The 16,763-nt window shown below is 29.5% G+C and carries 21 protein-coding genes; 7 read left to right on the top strand and 14 right to left on the bottom strand.

Features of this window, described 5'->3' with window-relative positions:
- Nucleotides 1–3: 3 nt before the first annotated feature.
- The 4 genes from JK634_RS09985 to JK634_RS10000 all read right to left on the bottom strand — a co-directional run bounded on the left by JK634_RS09985 (nt 4) and on the right by JK634_RS10000 (nt 5,235).
- On the bottom strand, nt 4–630 hold the full coding sequence (locus tag JK634_RS09985; protein WP_202767503.1) for a DUF488 domain-containing protein: 627 nt from the start codon (nt 628–630) through the stop codon (nt 4–6).
- 27 nt (nt 631–657) lie between these two features.
- Nucleotides 658–1,809, bottom strand: coding sequence for a beta-N-acetylhexosaminidase (nagZ, locus tag JK634_RS09990; RefSeq protein ID WP_202767504.1), 1,152 nt, complete (start codon nt 1,807–1,809; stop codon nt 658–660).
- Nucleotides 1,810–1,953: 144 nt separating this feature from the next.
- A complete protein-coding gene (locus JK634_RS09995; protein ID WP_202767505.1) occupies nt 1,954–3,333 on the bottom strand; it encodes a glycoside hydrolase family protein in 1,380 nt (459 codons plus the stop codon).
- A 123-nt stretch (nt 3,334–3,456) separates the two neighbouring features.
- Nucleotides 3,457–5,235 (bottom strand): aminopeptidase P family protein, encoded by a 1,779-nt coding sequence (locus JK634_RS10000; protein WP_202768101.1) that lies wholly within the window; start codon nt 5,233–5,235, stop codon nt 3,457–3,459.
- A 210-nt stretch (nt 5,236–5,445) separates the two neighbouring features.
- Here JK634_RS10000 and JK634_RS10005 point away from each other — a divergent pair, with 210 nt between their 5' ends.
- From JK634_RS10005 to JK634_RS10015, 3 genes are all read left to right on the top strand, one after another.
- Nucleotides 5,446–6,072 carry an O-methyltransferase gene (locus JK634_RS10005; RefSeq protein WP_202767506.1) on the top strand — a complete coding sequence of 209 codons (627 nt, stop codon included), beginning with the start codon at nt 5,446–5,448 and terminating at the stop codon, nt 6,070–6,072.
- Nucleotides 6,073–6,153: 81 nt separating this feature from the next.
- Nucleotides 6,154–6,384 carry a hypothetical protein gene (locus tag JK634_RS10010; RefSeq protein ID WP_202767507.1) on the top strand — a complete coding sequence of 77 codons (231 nt, stop codon included), beginning with the start codon at nt 6,154–6,156 and terminating at the stop codon, nt 6,382–6,384.
- A complete protein-coding gene (locus JK634_RS10015; RefSeq protein WP_207753617.1) occupies nt 6,381–6,740 on the top strand; it encodes a DUF2085 domain-containing protein in 360 nt (119 codons plus the stop codon). The genes JK634_RS10010 and JK634_RS10015 overlap by 4 nt, the downstream gene beginning before the upstream one ends.
- Nucleotides 6,741–6,786: 46 nt before the next feature.
- Here JK634_RS10015 and JK634_RS10020 read toward each other — a convergent pair whose 3' ends face one another.
- Together JK634_RS10020 and JK634_RS10025 are read right to left on the bottom strand one after the other, a co-directional pair.
- The gene (locus tag JK634_RS10020; protein WP_202767508.1) at nt 6,787–8,040 is read right to left on the bottom strand and encodes an NAD(P)-dependent oxidoreductase; all 1,254 of its coding nucleotides are present in this window, start codon (nt 8,038–8,040) and stop codon (nt 6,787–6,789) included.
- A 45-nt stretch (nt 8,041–8,085) separates the two neighbouring features.
- Nucleotides 8,086–8,439, bottom strand: a complete 354-nt coding sequence (locus JK634_RS10025; protein ID WP_207753618.1) for a winged helix-turn-helix transcriptional regulator — start codon at nt 8,437–8,439, stop codon at nt 8,086–8,088.
- Between the two features lie 219 nt (nt 8,440–8,658).
- Between JK634_RS10025 and JK634_RS10030 the strand changes: the two genes are divergently transcribed.
- On the top strand, nt 8,659–8,874 hold the full coding sequence (locus tag JK634_RS10030) for a nitroreductase family protein (RefSeq protein WP_202767509.1): 216 nt from the start codon (nt 8,659–8,661) through the stop codon (nt 8,872–8,874).
- Nucleotides 8,875–8,918: 44 nt separating this feature from the next.
- Here JK634_RS10030 and JK634_RS10035 read toward each other — a convergent pair whose 3' ends face one another.
- The 3 genes from JK634_RS10035 to JK634_RS10045 all read right to left on the bottom strand — a co-directional run bounded on the left by JK634_RS10035 (nt 8,919) and on the right by JK634_RS10045 (nt 11,482).
- Nucleotides 8,919–9,740, bottom strand: coding sequence for a nitroreductase family protein (locus JK634_RS10035; protein ID WP_202767510.1), 822 nt, complete (start codon nt 9,738–9,740; stop codon nt 8,919–8,921).
- 89 nt (nt 9,741–9,829) lie between these two features.
- Nucleotides 9,830–10,696 carry a GNAT family N-acetyltransferase gene (locus JK634_RS10040; protein ID WP_202767511.1) on the bottom strand — a complete coding sequence of 289 codons (867 nt, stop codon included), beginning with the start codon at nt 10,694–10,696 and terminating at the stop codon, nt 9,830–9,832.
- Nucleotides 10,697–10,711: 15 nt separating this feature from the next.
- Entirely contained in the window at nt 10,712–11,482 is a 771-nt protein-coding gene (locus JK634_RS10045; RefSeq protein WP_202767512.1) for a DUF2087 domain-containing protein, read from the bottom strand.
- 197 nt (nt 11,483–11,679) lie between these two features.
- Here JK634_RS10045 and JK634_RS10050 point away from each other — a divergent pair, with 197 nt between their 5' ends.
- A complete protein-coding gene (locus JK634_RS10050; protein ID WP_202767513.1) occupies nt 11,680–12,270 on the top strand; it encodes a sigma-70 family RNA polymerase sigma factor in 591 nt (196 codons plus the stop codon).
- Nucleotides 12,271–12,329: 59 nt separating this feature from the next.
- On the opposite strand, the gene JK634_RS10055 is transcribed toward JK634_RS10050, so the two are convergent.
- Together JK634_RS10055 and JK634_RS10060 are read right to left on the bottom strand one after the other, a co-directional pair.
- On the bottom strand, nt 12,330–12,971 hold the full coding sequence (locus JK634_RS10055) for a lactate utilization protein (RefSeq protein ID WP_202767514.1): 642 nt from the start codon (nt 12,969–12,971) through the stop codon (nt 12,330–12,332).
- A gap of 48 nt (nt 12,972–13,019) precedes the next feature.
- Nucleotides 13,020–13,409: a bacteriohemerythrin gene (locus JK634_RS10060; RefSeq protein ID WP_202767515.1), complete on the bottom strand. Its 390-nt coding sequence runs from the start codon at nt 13,407–13,409 to the stop codon at nt 13,020–13,022.
- A gap of 193 nt (nt 13,410–13,602) precedes the next feature.
- Between JK634_RS10060 and JK634_RS10065 the strand changes: the two genes are divergently transcribed.
- Entirely contained in the window at nt 13,603–13,944 is a 342-nt protein-coding gene (locus JK634_RS10065; protein ID WP_202767516.1) for a cupin domain-containing protein, read from the top strand.
- A gap of 208 nt (nt 13,945–14,152) precedes the next feature.
- Here JK634_RS10065 and JK634_RS10070 read toward each other — a convergent pair whose 3' ends face one another.
- Together JK634_RS10070 and JK634_RS10075 are read right to left on the bottom strand one after the other, a co-directional pair.
- Entirely contained in the window at nt 14,153–14,704 is a 552-nt protein-coding gene (locus tag JK634_RS10070; RefSeq protein WP_202767517.1) for a DUF2812 domain-containing protein, read from the bottom strand.
- 2 nt (nt 14,705–14,706) lie between these two features.
- Complete coding sequence (locus JK634_RS10075; RefSeq protein WP_202767518.1) at nt 14,707–15,027, bottom strand: PadR family transcriptional regulator; 321 nt, start codon at nt 15,025–15,027, stop codon at nt 14,707–14,709.
- Nucleotides 15,028–15,246: 219 nt separating this feature from the next.
- Between JK634_RS10075 and JK634_RS10080 the strand changes: the two genes are divergently transcribed.
- Nucleotides 15,247–15,924 (top strand): metal ABC transporter ATP-binding protein, encoded by a 678-nt coding sequence (locus JK634_RS10080; protein WP_202767519.1) that lies wholly within the window; start codon nt 15,247–15,249, stop codon nt 15,922–15,924.
- Nucleotides 15,925–16,136: 212 nt separating this feature from the next.
- On the opposite strand, the gene JK634_RS10085 is transcribed toward JK634_RS10080, so the two are convergent.
- Nucleotides 16,137–16,748, bottom strand: coding sequence for a hypothetical protein (locus JK634_RS10085; protein WP_202768104.1), 612 nt, complete (start codon nt 16,746–16,748; stop codon nt 16,137–16,139).
- Nucleotides 16,749–16,763: the final 15 nt, after the last annotated feature.

Raw genomic sequence — 16,763 nt, forward strand, 5'->3', positions numbered from 1 at the left:
ACCCTAAAAATTTTTAGGGTGATTTTTTTCAACTCTATTGCCTATTTCTTTATTACTTTCTCTATAACATCTTTTTATAAGCTCGTCTCTATTAGGTTCTGTTCCTAATAAAGTTTCGATTGTAACTTGATTTCTTGTGCTAAAATACTTTTCTAACATCTTTTCCTCTAGTTCTTCTTGTGTTGCTAAAGAATAGTCATGTACTATGTGCTTAAGGTTAAATCCGTTATTAATTAACGCTCTTCCAAGCAAAATTGCTCTATGGCAATTAATTGGGTCTTGCATAGCTCCCATAAGCACTATTCTATATCCCTTTATACAGCCAAGTTTTAACCTTTCAATTCCATCTAAAAAATCTTTATCTTCTACTACCTTCTCAAAGTCTGCATATCCTTCCTTCGTATATAACTCTCTATTTTCCCGTTGAGCTGCTAATTCTTTTCCCATATATATATACATAAATCCTCTATTTAATAAAGTATTTCTAATAGTTTCTTTATTAAATTGAACATTATATTTTGAGTAAGGGGTCCCCCTTATATCAACTACGCAATTTATCTTATAATAATTTAACATATCAATTAGTCTCTCAACAGAATAATTTGAATGACCTATTGTATATATATCCATGATTCTCTACCTCATTTTACTTACTATCTATAAACTATTTTTTGCAGTTAAAATTCTTGTAACTGCATCATTTATTCTACTTTCTTGAATTTCACCAGCTTGAACCTTCTCCTTAATAAACCTAACTAATTCTTCATATTCCTTATCATTTTCACCTGGGACCAATGCTACTGGCATTAGAATAATATCTGCACCTGCATTTATAGATTGCATTACAGCTGATTTAATATCATAGTTTTGTGTTATTGCCTTCATATCAAATGCATCTGTAATAACTACTCCTTTAAAACCCATTTTTTCCTTTAACAATGAAGTCATCATCTTTTTAGATAAGCTTGCAGGTGTTTTATCATCATCTAGTGCTGGTACAACTATATGTCCCACCATAATCATATCAACATTATTTTCCACTGCCTTTCTGAATGGATAAAGTTCAACATTTTCAATTCTCTGTAATGGTTGATTTACCTTTACTAGTTCCTTATGAGAATCCCCTGTAGTATCTCCATGCCCAGGAAAATGTTTTGCAGTTGCTAATATTCCCTGAGAATGTAACCCTTCAATAAATTTAACACCAAATTCTGCTACAATCTTGGGATCATTACTAAAAGCTCTGTCTCCTATCACTGGATTATTAGGGTTAGTGTCAACATCCATTACTGGTGCAAAATCTAAATTCAATCCTAAAGTTTTTAAATCACTACCAATGGTACTAGCAGCTTTATATGCATTGTTTGGGTCTTTAGTATTTCCAATTTCTCTTGCTGATTTTGTTTTATTTTCAGTTGGTATTTTATCTATTCTTCCACCCTCTTGATCTGTTGCTATAAAAAATTTATTTACTTTACTTAAATTTTGTATATCTTTAGTTAACTTTTCAGTCTGTGGCTTATCTATCATATTAAACTTAAATAATATAAGTCCAGCTAACTGATGTTTACTCAAAAAATTTTTGGTTGCTTCATTCATCTCTGTAAACTTAATTTTATTTCCATCTTTAACAACTTCGTCAATCGAAAGCATAATCATTTGATCTATTTTTTCTTCTAATGACATTTTATCAAGTTTCCTTTGAACATCATCTGAATATGAACTAACCTCTTCATTTTTAGTTAAGCTACATGCAACTAAAAAAGCTACAAGTATACATGACATCAATATCGAAATATATTTTTTCATATATTCACTCCCCTATTTTATTAATTTAAATTAGGTTATGTAGATTTGTAGCATATATACAAAAGTTTATATAAAATAAAGAGGCTCATTAAGCCTCTTATTTGAAAATTCAAAAAAGTCTTTTTAAAAACACAGTATCTATCACTATTTTAATGGTAGCCAATAGCAGCTATTCATATTAGCATACCCAATGTCTGGGTGATCTAATATATTTCCTCCTGTTAGCCAAAATTTATAACTTTCAGAGCCTCCATGACCACTAAATTGTAGTGGGTCATATATAACCCATGGATTATAAGTTCTTGCAGTTCTCCAAGCAACGTTATTAAATATGCTAAAAATTGGGTTATCAGCATATTTAGTCCAATGTATTCCATCATTTGAACTTGCACAACCAACTCCTTCATGTGAAGAATCTACGCCACCGCTATACCACATCTTAAAGCAGTTAGGTTCTGTACGTATTACAACTGCTCCTTCGCATGCATAATTTTCATCCCATTGCCCGTGGCATCCATGTGGAAGTACTGGCTGATTACCAATCCTAGTCCAATTTAATCCATTATTAGAAACAGCTAATGCAACTTCTTCAATTGAACCATTTGTGACATCATAGTACATAACATAGCGGTTATTAAAAGGCTTAGTTTTATCTATAACTAAGGAACTATTTTCAGGATAGTATAATACATCAGCTGGACCATAACTACCATTATAAATAGAAAATGGTATGAGTTTATCTGATTGCTCTTGAGTAATAGTTTGATCTTGTGTCCAATTTATTCCATCTACAGACACTGCAGTTCTAAGCATATGCGTCTCATCTCCAGGGTGGATATAGGGATCTGGGGAATCCCAATACCAAATTCTATACGGAGTATTATTTCCAAAACCATCTCGACTAAATAAAACTCTTGAATGACGTGCCGTAGCTGAAAGACCAGTTAAATTTTGAGGATAAGTAGTCCAATTTATCCCGTCTGGAGAAGTAGCCATTGCAATTCCTCCATTTGAATCATAATCATACCACATTTTATAAAAAGCTGCAGGACCATAGGGTGCAAACTCAAATTGATCATACCTTACAGTTTGATAATATGCAGGTGTAAGTGTGTCATACACGGGATTATTAACATATTCTATCCATGTACAACTAGGCCTATTACTAGCATCTAGCTTTAAGTACATTTGCCCGGTACATGTATTAATATATATATCTCCTATCTGTCCAATGTCACAGGTTGGTGCATCCATTCCTGTTATATATGATATACCCGGAGACCCTGGAGGGCCTTGAAATCCTCTTGGTCCTTGAGGACCAAGCTGCAAATATACCCATTGTTTCCCTGTATCTCTATAAATGATTCCTTGATCAGTTGCTAAATATAGTCGTCCTTCAATCATAGGTGGAGGCATTTTTGCATAAATTCCTTCTTGTATACTTGGAGTTCCACCAGCATTAATTACATAGATATTTCTATTGCCCTGATTTTGAAAATTATTATTCACTTCATTTATCTTCATATTTACCTTTATTCTAATTAATTCGTATAAATATATGATTTAATAATAACTTCTATGATTTTAATAATCACAATATACAAAAATCATGGGTAAATTTATCGTAATATAGTTTAATATTATAGACTATATATTTCTAGTTTGTTCTTTTAACCATTCTCTTTCTTCTTGAGTTAATTTAGGAGCTAACTTTAAATAAACATCCTTGTGATAATTATTTATCCATTTAATTTCATTTTCTGTAAGCATATCTTTATCTATCCCATCTAAATCTATAGGACAGTATGTAATTGCTTCAAACTTCATAAACTTACCAAATTCAGTTTTAATGTCTTCACATGCAACCATCATATTCTCTGTTCTAATACCATGCTTTCCTTCTCTATATATTCCTGGTTCATTTGTGATTATCATACCCTTTTCTAACTTAATTTCATTAGGTACTTGGCTTATTCTATGTGGTCCCTCATGAACATTTAAAAAGAAGCCCACTCCATGTCCTGTTCCACACTTATAATCTAACCCCTGTTCCCAGATAGGTTGTCTTGCTAAAATATCTAAATTAGATCCAGTAGCTCCATATAGAAACTTTGCCGAGCTTAGTCCAATATGACCCTTTAACACTAGGGTAAAATCTCTTTTTTCCTCTTCAGTAAGTTCACCCAATACTATAGTTCTAGTGGTATCAGTAGTACCATTTAAATATTGTCCACCTGAATCTACTAAAAAGAGTCCTTTATTTTTCAAAATATATTGTATTTCATCATTTGCTTTATAATGCATCATTGCAGCATGATCCTTGTATCCAGCTATTGTGTCAAAGCTAGGACCTACAAATAATTCTTGCTCACTTCTAAATTCCTGTAACTTTTTATCAGCACTCATCTCTGTAATTAATTCTTTACCTACATTTTCTTTTAGCCATTTTATAAACCTTACCATGGCAACTCCATCATTTATTTCACATTGTCTTAAGTTTTCTATTTCTGTTTCATTTTTGATAGATTTGAGATTAGTAGTAATATTGATATCCTCAATTTTCCTAGCTTGATTGTTTATTGAATAATATAAGCTCGCATTTACTTTATCTCCATCGAAAATTATGCTATCTTCTGATTTTAATTTCTTTAAATCATTTTCTATTTCATAGTAGTCACGTAGCACTATTCCTTCAGATTCAAGTTCTAACTTAACTTCATTAGGTACCTTTTGTAAATTTATAAATAAATAGCATTCTTCCATTGATATTAAAATGTTTGAAAGAACAACAGGATTATTTGGTACATCATTTCCTCTGACATTTAAAAGCCATGCTATATCATCTAATGAACTTAATAGGTGATAATTTGCCCCCTTAGTTTTCATCATGTTTCTTACTTTTGTTAATTTTTCACTTCTAGATTTACCTGCGTATTTTACATCATGGATAAATATCTTATCCATAGGGATTTCCGGTCTATCTTTCCATAATTCATCTATTAAGTCTAAATCAATTTTTAGGGATATTTTCTTATCATTTAATTCTTTTTCCATAGCTTTAACCATATTTATTGAAAAGACTCTACCATCCAAGCCTATCATATCATTTTCTTTTAATGTCTCCTTGAGCCATTCTGTGTATGAAGGTACACCAGGATCTACCATCCTAAACAATCTTATACCTGTGCCATTTAACTCATTTTCAGCTTGAATATAATACCTGCCATCTGTCCATAAACCAGCATCTTCTAATGTAACTACTATTGTACCTGCAGAACCAGTAAATCCAGATACCCACTGTCTACACTTAAAATACTCAGCTACATATTCGCTTTGGTGAGCATCATAACTTGGAACTATGTATGCTTGTACATTGCTCTTTATCATTAATTCTCTCAGTTGTTTTATTTTGTCCCTTACATTCATAATTAATTGACCTACTTTCTTTTGCATTTTCTATAACCATTATATACCTAAAACCTCATGATAAAAATATATTGATTAAAATTCTCTTAAACATATATATCTTTTATTAATTTCTATAATTTTTAATTAATGTTTGCAAACTTTATATCATGTTGTTTATAATATAATAGACAATCATTAATTATGTTTATTTTTTAAGGAGATGTTTTTATGGGAGAAATCACAAAATATATCGAAAAGTTTTTAACTTACGATAACCTTCAATTAAAGGAGATTGTTAAACAAGATGAAAAAAGAAATGATATCCAACCATATGTAGGTCCTCAAGTGGGAAAATTATTAGGATTATTAATTAGAGCAATTAATGCAAAAAAAGTATTGGAATTTGGTACATGTCTTGGATATTCTACTGTTTGGTTAGCTCAGGCCTTAAAAGAAACTGGTGGAAAACTTATATCTATTGAGTATAATACTGAACTTTATGAGACCACAAAGAAAAATATTGAGTCAGCTGGACTATCTGATGTAGTAGAATTACAATTAGGAGATGCTAATAAGATAATTAATAATCTTGAAGAGGATAATGTATTTGATATTATACTTCAAGATTCTGATAAAGTATTGTATACTACTATGCTTGAAAAGTGCATTAAGTTAACTCGTAAAAATGGTTTAATAATTGCTGATGATGTATTATTTAAACCTATGGGGATACCTGAAAAGTTTAGTATGCCTGTACATGAATATGTTCAAAAGGTTTTTGCAGATGACCGTCTTTATACTACAATTCTTCCTATAGGAGATGGAGTTGCTATAAGCACTAAATTATGCGACTAATAAGCTATTTTAGCACTCATATAACTTAAATTGTATGCTATAATTTTATATATACAAATTTTACAAGTAAAGGAGATTCTTATGAATGATGAAGCTTCAAACTATTCCCAGACGTCTTGTCCATTTTGTAATAGCAAAAATGTACAAGTAATAATCGAGAAAGAAACTAACGATTATGATGCTCCTAGTGGTTGCTTGGGTTATATCTGTTTAGGACCAATTGGCTTATTATGCGGTCTTTGTGCTGCTGAAGGTACTAAAACTACAACAACTTGTATATGTAATAATTGTGGAAAGCGATTTAGCAAATGATTACGAAAGACAAAGTTTGGATCGCCTTAATGAAGTTCTTTTCTCCAACTTGCCATCAAAGATCCGATAGAAGTTTTTTTCTAGGAAATTATCAATTTCCTTTATGTGCAAGATGCACTGGAATGACTTTAGGATATTTTATTTCAATATTATCAGTTATTAAAATAGGCGCAGCTCCATTAGCTATTAGCATTGTATTTTTAGGAATAATGTTTTTAGACTGGTTAATTCAAACTCTAAAACTAATAGAATCAACTAATATTAGGAGGCTTTTTACTGGAACCCTTGGTGGATATGCCATCATTTGTATTATATCTAATATAATAAGTTATTTTTCAGGTTTAATATTTATTTAAAGGGTGCTTCATATTTTAATGAAACACCCTTTAATAACTTTATGTATTAATTATTTTTACAATACTCTTCAATTGTTTCTGCTACTATCTTAGCCTGTACAACAGCTTCCACTACAGTTTTAGCTCCCGTAACTACATCACCTGAAGCAAAAGTTCCTTTTTTAGTTGTATTTCCCCTATCATCTGTAATAAGAAGCCCATGTCTATTGGTATCTAATTGTTTTGTAGTAGACACTATATTAGTTCTTGGACTTTGGCTTACTGCTATAATTGTTGAGTCACATTCAAAGAATTCTTCTTTTCCTTCAATAATCTTAGTTTTTACTTTTCCTGTTTCTTCATCAATTACATTTTCAGTAGGCGCTAACTTAACCCCATGCTCTGTTATTTCAATAGGCGCTTTAAATATGTTAAACTCTATTCCATCTTCCTTGGCTTCATTTATTTCTTGATTTGTAGCTGGCATATCATCGAAGCCTTTTCTATAAAGTATAGTTACATTTTTAGCTCCATTTCTTTTTGCACTTCTTGCAGCGTCCATAGCAACATTTCCTGCTCCTATTACCGCTACTCTGTCTCCTAATCTATACACACTACTAGATTTTAAATAATCAATAGCGTAATGTACGTTACCTAGGGTTTCTCCTTTAATATTTAATGTTTTAGGATTCCATACTCCTGTTCCGATAAATACAGCTTTATAGCCATCTTCATGTAGTCTATCAATATTTATTACTGGTCCAATTGTTGTATTTGGTCTTATTCTCACACCAAGCTCTATAAGCTTTTCTTCATATAAATCAATTATTCTTTTTGGCAATCTATATTCTGGAATACCATATCTTAATACTCCTCCAATTTTATCATGAGCATCAAAAATTGTGATACTATAGCCTTTTTGTGCTAGTATAAAGGCTATGGTTATTCCTGCTGGGCCACCACCAACTATAGCAATTCTATCTTTATCCTTTGGAATATTTTCAAATTTAATCTCCTCAAGATACTTGGTTGAAATTTCGTCTTCTATGTCATGGAATTTAATAGGCTCTCCTTTAATTCCTCTTATACAATTTCCTTTACATTGATCTTCATGAATACAAACTAAGGAACATACAACTGAAAGAGGGTTATTGTTAAACAATATTTCTCCTGCTTCCTTTAATTTTCCTTCTCTATAAAGTGAGATAATTTGTGGAATTGGTGTACTTATTGGACAATTCTCTTTACATTTTGGATTTTTACACATTATACATCTATTAGCTTCATCTAATAATAATCTTTCTATCTTATCATTCGCCATTTTATATCTCCTAATTTCTCTTTAGACTTTTAAATATATAATTAATTACTTACTTTCATTTTTTCGAACTATTTTTCCCCAATCTAAAAGTGCAACTATTATTGGTTTTATTGACATACCAAATTCAGTTAATTCATATTCAACCTTAGGTGGAACTTCGGCATAAACAGTTCTTTTTACAATATTATCATTTTCAAGTTCTCTTAATTGAAGGGTTAGCATTCTATGAGTTATCCTAGGCATTTCTCGTCTTAATTCATTAAATCTTTTTTTACCGTTAAGTAACCTGTAAATTATTATCCCCTTCCACTTACCACCAATAATATTAAGGCTTGTTTCTACAGGACATTGAATCTCTGAACATTCATTATTTTCCTTATATTCAATATTACTATTCAAATTATCACCTCAGTATAAAAAGTATACTTAAGTACCTTTTTGTATATTATATATAAGAAATGTTCATTCTTCAAGATATTTAATTTTAATATTATAATTTACTTAACCATTAACTATAATATTAAATTTAAGGGGTGACAAGATATATGTCAATTGAAAAATCAAAAATATTAGAAGCCTATGCATGTAAAGAGTTTGATGTAAACAAAAAAATATCTGATGAGGATTTTAAGTTCAGCCGCTTTGATAGGTATAGATTCATGCCCGATTGAAGGTTATGATATTAATAATGTTGAAGATTTACTTGAAAAAGAAGGAATACTAGATAAAACAAAATTTGGTGTTTCTGTTATGGCTGCCTTTGGGTATAGAACAAATAATCCAAGGGAAAAGACAAGACAATCAATTGATAAAATAACTGAATGGATTGAATAAACATAACAAAAAGGAGCTGTTGAATATTACAACAGCCCTTAATTTTATTTCCATAATATATTAGCTTCTTTTCTAGGTACAGTTCTCGAATACTTGATATCTGGATAGCCTATTACCATGCAGGTTACTATTTGTTTGCCTTCTGGCACTTCAAGAAAATCTACTATTTTTCTATTTGCTTGTGATGCCCTTACAAAGAAACCACTAAAGAATGTTCCTAGGCCTAAAGCATTTGTCATTAATTCCATATTTGATGAAGCAAGCGCACCATTTACTGGTGAATCAGCCACTACAACTATTACTGCTGGTGCATTAAAGAATAATTTTTCTTTCCCATTAGGGTTATCTTTAAATTCTTTATACATAGCTACCCACATCTCAGCGTATCTCTTGTACACCATAGTTTCAGGAGTTAAATTTGAAAGCATTGCTTCTCCAACGTTTTTTAAACTTTCTAAAGTTAATTCTTTTAATTCCTGTATTTTTTCTCTTACAACAATATAAGATACTCCTTGAGTGTTGCTTCCTGTCTGAGTAAATCTTCCAGCTTCAATAATTTTTGAAAGCTTGTCTTCTTCTACTGCTTTATCCTTAAATTGTCTTACCGTTCTTCTAAATTTAATAAAGTTCATTAGAGTTTCAGGCTCTATTGTAAACTCTTCTTTATTATAGTTCTTAACCTCTTCCATATTATATTCATCTGTTGATACTGCTTCCTTTGGGCAAACAGCAATACAATGTCCACATTTAAAACATGCTATATTTTTTATTTTTGCTTTACCCTCTACAAGCTCAATATCCCTTGCAAAACAATCTTTAACGCATAAGCCACAACCTATACATTTTTCAGCATTTACATTCATCATAATAAGTTACTCCTCTTCAATCTTAAAATATATAGGGTTTTAAGTCTCCTATAAAAAACCTATATTATATACCTTAAGATTATAATACTTTACTTTAATTTAATCCAGTTACTAAATATTGAATCTACTTTAAAGCCTCTTTTCTTATACATATTATAGGCTACTGAATTTCTTTCTATAACCAAAAGCCCTATCTTATTTACCTCTTTCTTATTTAAAAACTCAATAGCTGTTTCTAAAAGCATTCTTCCGAATCCTCTGCCTCTATAGGGTTTGCATAATCCTATGTCAAAAGACCCTTCTCCATTTTTTATAGTACAATCCATAAATCCTATATTGATGCTGTTATAGGACACAAAAAAATAATAATTTTCTTCATCCGCCTTTTTTAGGTACTCCTGAACTCCATCAATATCTACATAGGAACCATGAGGCATATCACTAAAGGAATCATTATATACTCTTTGATATTCCTGCTTATTTTCTTGAGTTAGTGGTATCAAATCTAAACATTCTATTTTCTTATCTCTATCTTCTAAATACATTCTAATAGCTCTATAATCTATATGAAATCCTAATTTTTCTAACAATTTAAGCCTATCTTCGTTTCTTTCTCCTAAATAAATTTCTTTTGCATTATATAAATTAGCTATAGTAATTGCTTCTTCAATTAAATTTTTTATAATCATTTCTTTTTCATTTGAGGAATCTTCTATATCTAAAAAATGTATATAAGTTGTTCCTAACTGCTGTGCGACTTCTAAAACTATATTAATTCTCCCTAATACTTTTCCACTTCTAAAATAGAATAAAGCTCCATTGCCGTAGTCATATACCTTATTATTGAACATTTCATCAACTTCATTTAATGTCTTTTTTTCTTCAATATTTCTATTTACAAAATCACATACTAAACTTTTCTCTACTTTGTCTAGTTTAATATAACTCTTAATCATTTTGCTCCCCCATTTTTATTCTTTTACCCAATATGAGCTACAATCATTTGATCTTTCTACAAATCCATACTCAACTAACGCTCTTCTTAGGGTAGCATAATCCTCATTTATTCTTTTTATGATTCTATTTATTTCTTTTTCAGAATACTTCTTGCCTTTTGTAAAGTTTTTAGTTATTTCTTTTAATACTATTATTTTCTTTTTCTCTCTAGCAGGGAAATTCTTTAATGCTCCGTTTTCATCAAAATAATTTTTAATGGTTTCTTTCTCTTCTTTATCCGTAATATTATATCTATCATCTATTGTTGTTGCTGTTTTATGTGCATCCCAGATAATATCATCTTCCAATTTATTAATCTTTTTACTTGTTGTCTTTGAAAGTAAATCCATCATTGCTAAGAATAATTTTGCTTGCTTTTCCTTTTCCCTTAACTTAAAACGATGATTTCTTATAGTCGATTGAGCAACTCCAAGCTTTAATGCAATTTCTTTATCTGTTAATCCTTGTGAAATTAAAGTAATAAGTTCTCTTTGAACTTCTGATACACCTGTAAATGATGAATTCATCCCAATTAAGTACTCAAGCATAGATTCATGCCTTTCTTTAATATGAAGTTCAGTTGTCAATTTTGAATCATAGAACTCCGAATTTTTTTCATATATACGCCCTTTTTTAAATGTCTCTTCACAAATTATACATGTATATTCATCTTCTGTTTCGATATAACCTTTTTTTACTTCCTCTATGTTTGCACTCCAAAATAATTCATTTGATTTAGTATCCATAACTTCTTCCTCCCAAGTTCTAAATATTTCCTTTATTATATTATACATCAAAATTAATTTCTGTCTACATATAGATAAACATTTATTATTTTGGTTTGTTTTTGTTTAGGGACGGTTCTGAACTTTTCAAAAAGTTTAGAACCGTCCCCAAAAATCAATTCACTTTGCATATATAACCTTATGGAGAGGTGATTAGAATGAACTACGATAAAATTGAAAATTTAGTTTTACTTGCAAAACTTGGAGAAGAACAAGCAAAGGAAGAATTGGTGAAAGAATTTAAACCTTATATATTAAATCTTTCAAAGAAAACCTTTATAAATGGCTTTGAATTTGAGGATATTAAAAGTGAATGTTATAGAGTCCTATTTAATTGTATACGACTCTATAATCCTGAAAAGCATAGATTTGTTGCTTATGCTACAAATGGAATACGAAATTCCATTAACTTTTTAATTAGAAGTTCAATCAGAAAAGATAAATCAGATGGACCTGAAACCTTGATACTTGATGATAACCTTGAAAACATTCTTTCTCACGACCTAGGTTTTGTTGAAGATGAATTATTTAATGTAATTTTTAGAGCAAAATTAAAAGAGGCTTTAAATAAGCTTGAATATGATGAATTAGAATTAATAACCTTTGTATTTTTTAGAAAGAAGAGCTTAATGGACTATTCTAGATACAAAAACACCACATATAGAAAAGCTGTAACTAAAAGAAATAAGATCTTAGATAAGCTACGATGCTTAATAAGCAAAGAAGAATATCATATGTATTTAAATTAATTCTATTGTTTAAAGTGGTAGTAAGTAATGTATTTATTTTCTTACTTACTACTTTTTTATTAATACCCTAAGTTTTCACCAACAATAATCACTTTTATTCTTCCTTTATTAAACTGACCCCTTATAATCACAAAATCATTGCAGATTCTATTTGTACTTTTACAGTCAACACAATATCCAATTTTAGTGCATGGTGTATCTTTATTCAAACGTTTAGCATCTATTGGTGCTGAATATTGTCTTACTCTTTTTTCAGCTGCTTCTATATCTTTAACAATTTTATTAATCCCTACCACAATAATTACTTGATTGGGACCATAAAGCATTGGAGCAACCCTGCTTCCATTGCCATCTATATTATATAATTCTCCATTTTCAGTAATTGCATTTGTGCTAGAAACAAAACTATCTGAACCAAAATTCTTAATATAAATTTCCCTTTTATCTTTTTTTGTTAGTCCTTCTTTATATTTATCAAGGAAATTATAATCCCCATTTCTTAATAAATCTAATACTCCTGTTTCACTAAGTGTCAGTGAATCTCCTACCCCTACGTTAGAACCAATAGATATGAATCCCTTTACTTTATTAATTAATTCAAATCTATCTTTTACGAAATAACCTTCCATATTACGATTATTCAAATTATTTATTGTTCTCTCTACTTGTTTTTCAATATACCAAGAAATATTATTATCCATGTATCCTCCATTTATAATTATAGAAAAGACCACTTTAGTAAGTGGTCTTTAATTCACGTATTCTTTGTCTTTGTCTAAAATATGTTCTTTTATCCATTGTACCATAAAATCCAGTATCTCAGTAATGTATTTATCCTGATTGCTATCTATTTTACTTAAGTCAACGCTACTTATTTTATCAATAAAATAATCATGTTCCATCTTATGTGTAAATAATTTTTTATATCCAATACTTTTTAAGTATTCCTCTTCAGCAGAGAAGTGAAATTGTGCATAATCTTTTAATTCATGAACTATATCCATAATCCTATCGTATTTATCTAAGTATAAATCATTTTTTAAAAGGCTATAGCCTTTATTAGCTATATCAAAAAGTTTTTTATGTTCCTCATCTATTCTCTCTATCCCTACTTCATACTCTTTTTTCCACTCAAACATATGTGAAAACCTCCTAAAACAAATACTTCTAATTAATATATGATATCAAAATATATTTCCTTATACTGTGATAAACATCACAAAGTGCAGCTTTACCACTACTTCTTAACACCTCAGTTACAGTATAAATAATTTACGGAATGAGAATATTAGTATTGTAAAAAAATATATTTACTACAAGGAGACTTTATATATGCAGATAGAGAAAATAGCTAATAAAATAGAATATAGTGATGACTCTTTTACAAAAAGAGTCCTTTTCAAAGAAGATAAAATATTAAACTTTGTTTTAAATTTCAGACCAGGACAAGGAGTTCCTCCTCACAATCATGAGCAAAGTGATTTACTAGTTCATGTTCTAAATGGTGATGGAGAATTAACTGTTGATGGAGTTACAAATAATATAACTCAAGGAGATGTAATTCATTGTACTGGTAAAGAAGTTTTTAGCATATCGAATACTGGTAAGGAAGATATGTCTCTATTTATTATATTGGCACCAAATCCTCATGCATTATATTCAAAAGAAGTATAAAAAAAGAATCTTTAAATATAATATGCTCCCTGTCAAGTAGACAGGGGGCAGTTCAATATCAAGATTCTTTTTTGTCTTGCTTTTTCTCCTTTTCGTTCCAGTAAGTTAAAGCAACTGCAATAGCAATCCCCATTGCAACCCATGGAAATGCAGCCCTAGCAAACTCTGCTATCATATTTACCTCCTTTGAAACCATTTTATACTTTGATTATTCGTATAATTCTCTTTCCTTTTTCATACTTTTCAAATTCTTATGTTGCTTTATTGTTAAGGGACTTATTAAAATAGCTATAATAAAGTTTATCAAACTACAAATCAAATTAATCATAAGTCCCCTATCAATATACATTACATATCCTATAATAAGGTTATATATAAATGAAGAAAAATTAAGTCCCCATAACACTAGAGTAAATCTAAATATCTTACTATAATGTTGAACCTTCGATTCATAATCCGAATATAAATTTACAAGTTGTTCTTTATTCTTACTTCTAAAATAGGCCCATCTGAAATAGGTGTTTACACACTCAATTTCATTCTCCTCCATAAAATTTATATAATCCTTACTATCAATACTTTTTGGTGTAGATTTTAATAGCTCAATTCTATAGGTATATTCTCCTGGTTCCCCTTCTTCAAATACATATTTTCCTGGAAATGAAAAGCTTAAAAAGTTATATCCTTTATCAGCCATATCATTTATCCAATTCTCTTCCCTCTCATAATCCCAAAAAAGTTTTCTAATAACTTTCTTCATCATTATCCCTCCATTATCCTTCTACCATTTAATATAAGTTCTTCTAATCTTTCAATTTCATTTCTCACTACTTCTTTACCAAGGTCTGTAATAATATATTCTTTTTTTCTACTATCCACATTGTTTTCTAGTATTTTAATCCACGATTTGGAAAGCATAGTATTAATAGCTCCATATAGTGTTCCTGGTCCTAGATTTACTCTATTATTACTCATTTCCTTTACTAATTGCATTATCCCATAACCATGAAGTGGCTTTTTTACTGAAAGAAGTATATAGTATACGGCTTCAGTTAACGCGCCTCTTTCTGAACTTTCTGGCATTTCTAATTCCTCCAATACTACTTTTAACGATATATCTGTTACCAATATATCGGTTACCGATATTCTATATTAATATTATATCGGCAGCCGATAGTTTTTGCAACAACTTTTTGTAATTAATTTCTAAAATATTTTTTAATTAGCAATTTAAATATATAATATAAGTAAGGGCTTCATATTTTTAAAACATAAGATTATGTTAGACTTAGGAGGAATAATATGATAGAAATTAAAGATCTATATTTTTCTTATAACAATTTACCTCCATACATACTAAGTGATATTAATTTAACTATAAATAATGGAGAATATATTTCAATCTTAGGTGAAAATGGTTCAGGAAAAAGTACATTAATAAAACTAATTTTAAAGCTGCTATCGCCAAGTAAGGGTTCTATTACTATTTCAAGTAATAGAATAGGATATGTACCTCAAAAATCAGATTTTATCAATTCTGAATTTCCTATAACAGTATACGAACTTCTTAATTCTTATAAAAAATTATTAAAATTAAAAGACATGGACATTGTCCAAACAAGTTTAGAAATGGTAAATATGCTTAATCATCAAAACTCACTTATAGGTAATCTTTCCGGAGGTCAGTGTCAAAAAATATTTATTGCAAGAGCCTTGATGGGAAATCCTGATTTGATTATATTAGATGAACCCTCAACAGGAATTGATGTAACTAGCCAAGAAGAAATTTATTCAATAATTAAAAACTTAAATGAAGAAAAAAAGATAACTGTTATTTCAATTGAGCATAATCTTACAGCTGCCATGAAAAATTCATCACTTATATATCACATATCTGCTGGAAAAGGACATTTATGTACTCCAGAAACTTATGTTAATGAGTATTTAGGATCGAATGACAATAAGGTTCCTATATTATAAATTTTTATAAACTTATTTGATATAGGTCCAAATTAGTTAAAGTAGCATAGTATATAAATGTAAAAAGCCTCTTCTATTTATATCATAGAGAGAATTCCTTCAGCTTTTTACACTCCTTTGGCATTTTAGGAATTTATCATAAATAGCTATCTAGCATATCCTATTTATAATTTCCTAAAAACAAAAAAGAAGCAGAGAAATCTGCTTCTTTTTTATCTAAATATTCTTCTAACTTTAAATCTATCATTTACATTTACTATCTTTATTCCTAATACATTTAAAAGCTTTTCTAAGCTTTTTACTCTGTTAACATATTTTATATTATTTTTATCTATCAGTTTTTCTACCATTTCTATAGTATCTTTTATTTGATTGTGACTAAGTTTATTTCCTTTAATGCATCCTGAATTTATATAAGTTAATGTAGTCCAAATCTGCTCCTCAGTTATCTTATTTATATCCATAAGTACCCAGGTAAAATCTTTTTTTCTCTCATGTGGTGGATATGCTTCTTTAAAGAATTCAATAAAATAATTAACTGGTTTTGGATCTATATTTTTAACATACTTGCCTAATTGCGCTTTTAATTGATTTTTTAAATACAAATTAGTATTTACTTTTATAGCATCTCCCATTTTCTCAATGCTATCATAGATAAAATTGTATGTTTCTTGTATCTGTTTACTATCTACATTATCTTTTTTTAATACCTTAGTAAGTTCTATGTATTCCAATATACTTTTCTTTGAATTTAATTCTTTATTATATAGCGCTTCCCATACTTCTTTCGCACTTAGTCCATCTAATTTAATGTTTTCATCTATCATTTGTATACCTGC

The organism is Clostridium paridis (genome assembly GCF_016765615.1).
In the GTDB taxonomy this organism is placed as follows: Bacteria; Bacillota; Clostridia; order Clostridiales; family Clostridiaceae; genus Clostridium_T; species Clostridium_T paridis.

Bases quoted from the DNA above. Each gene is read 5' to 3' on its own strand.
- JK634_RS09985 (WP_202767503.1), bottom strand. From the start codon at position 630: ATGGATATATATACAATAGGTCATTCAAATTATTCTGTTGAGAGACTA.
- nagZ (WP_202767504.1), bottom strand. From the start codon at position 1,809: ATGAAAAAATATATTTCGATATTGATGTCATGTATACTTGTAGCTTTT.
- JK634_RS09995 (WP_202767505.1), bottom strand. From the start codon at position 3,333: ATGAAGATAAATGAAGTGAATAATAATTTTCAAAATCAGGGCAATAGA.
- JK634_RS10000 (WP_202768101.1), bottom strand. From the start codon at position 5,235: ATGAATGTAAGGGACAAAATAAAACAACTGAGAGAATTAATGATAAAG.
- JK634_RS10005 (WP_202767506.1), top strand. From the start codon at position 5,446: ATGGGAGAAATCACAAAATATATCGAAAAGTTTTTAACTTACGATAAC.
- JK634_RS10010 (WP_202767507.1), top strand. From the start codon at position 6,154: ATGAATGATGAAGCTTCAAACTATTCCCAGACGTCTTGTCCATTTTGT.
- JK634_RS10015 (WP_207753617.1), top strand. From the start codon at position 6,381: ATGATTACGAAAGACAAAGTTTGGATCGCCTTAATGAAGTTCTTTTCT.
- JK634_RS10020 (WP_202767508.1), bottom strand. From the start codon at position 8,040: ATGGCGAATGATAAGATAGAAAGATTATTATTAGATGAAGCTAATAGA.
- JK634_RS10030 (WP_202767509.1), top strand. From the start codon at position 8,659: ATGAGGATTTTAAGTTCAGCCGCTTTGATAGGTATAGATTCATGCCCG.
- JK634_RS10035 (WP_202767510.1), bottom strand. From the start codon at position 9,740: ATGATGAATGTAAATGCTGAAAAATGTATAGGTTGTGGCTTATGCGTT.
- JK634_RS10040 (WP_202767511.1), bottom strand. From the start codon at position 10,696: ATGATTAAGAGTTATATTAAACTAGACAAAGTAGAGAAAAGTTTAGTA.
- JK634_RS10045 (WP_202767512.1), bottom strand. From the start codon at position 11,482: ATGGATACTAAATCAAATGAATTATTTTGGAGTGCAAACATAGAGGAA.
- JK634_RS10050 (WP_202767513.1), top strand. From the start codon at position 11,680: ATGAACTACGATAAAATTGAAAATTTAGTTTTACTTGCAAAACTTGGA.
- JK634_RS10055 (WP_202767514.1), bottom strand. From the start codon at position 12,971: ATGGATAATAATATTTCTTGGTATATTGAAAAACAAGTAGAGAGAACA.
- JK634_RS10060 (WP_202767515.1), bottom strand. From the start codon at position 13,409: ATGTTTGAGTGGAAAAAAGAGTATGAAGTAGGGATAGAGAGAATAGAT.
- JK634_RS10065 (WP_202767516.1), top strand. From the start codon at position 13,603: ATGCAGATAGAGAAAATAGCTAATAAAATAGAATATAGTGATGACTCT.
- JK634_RS10070 (WP_202767517.1), bottom strand. From the start codon at position 14,704: ATGAAGAAAGTTATTAGAAAACTTTTTTGGGATTATGAGAGGGAAGAG.
- JK634_RS10075 (WP_202767518.1), bottom strand. From the start codon at position 15,027: ATGCCAGAAAGTTCAGAAAGAGGCGCGTTAACTGAAGCCGTATACTAT.
- JK634_RS10080 (WP_202767519.1), top strand. From the start codon at position 15,247: ATGATAGAAATTAAAGATCTATATTTTTCTTATAACAATTTACCTCCA.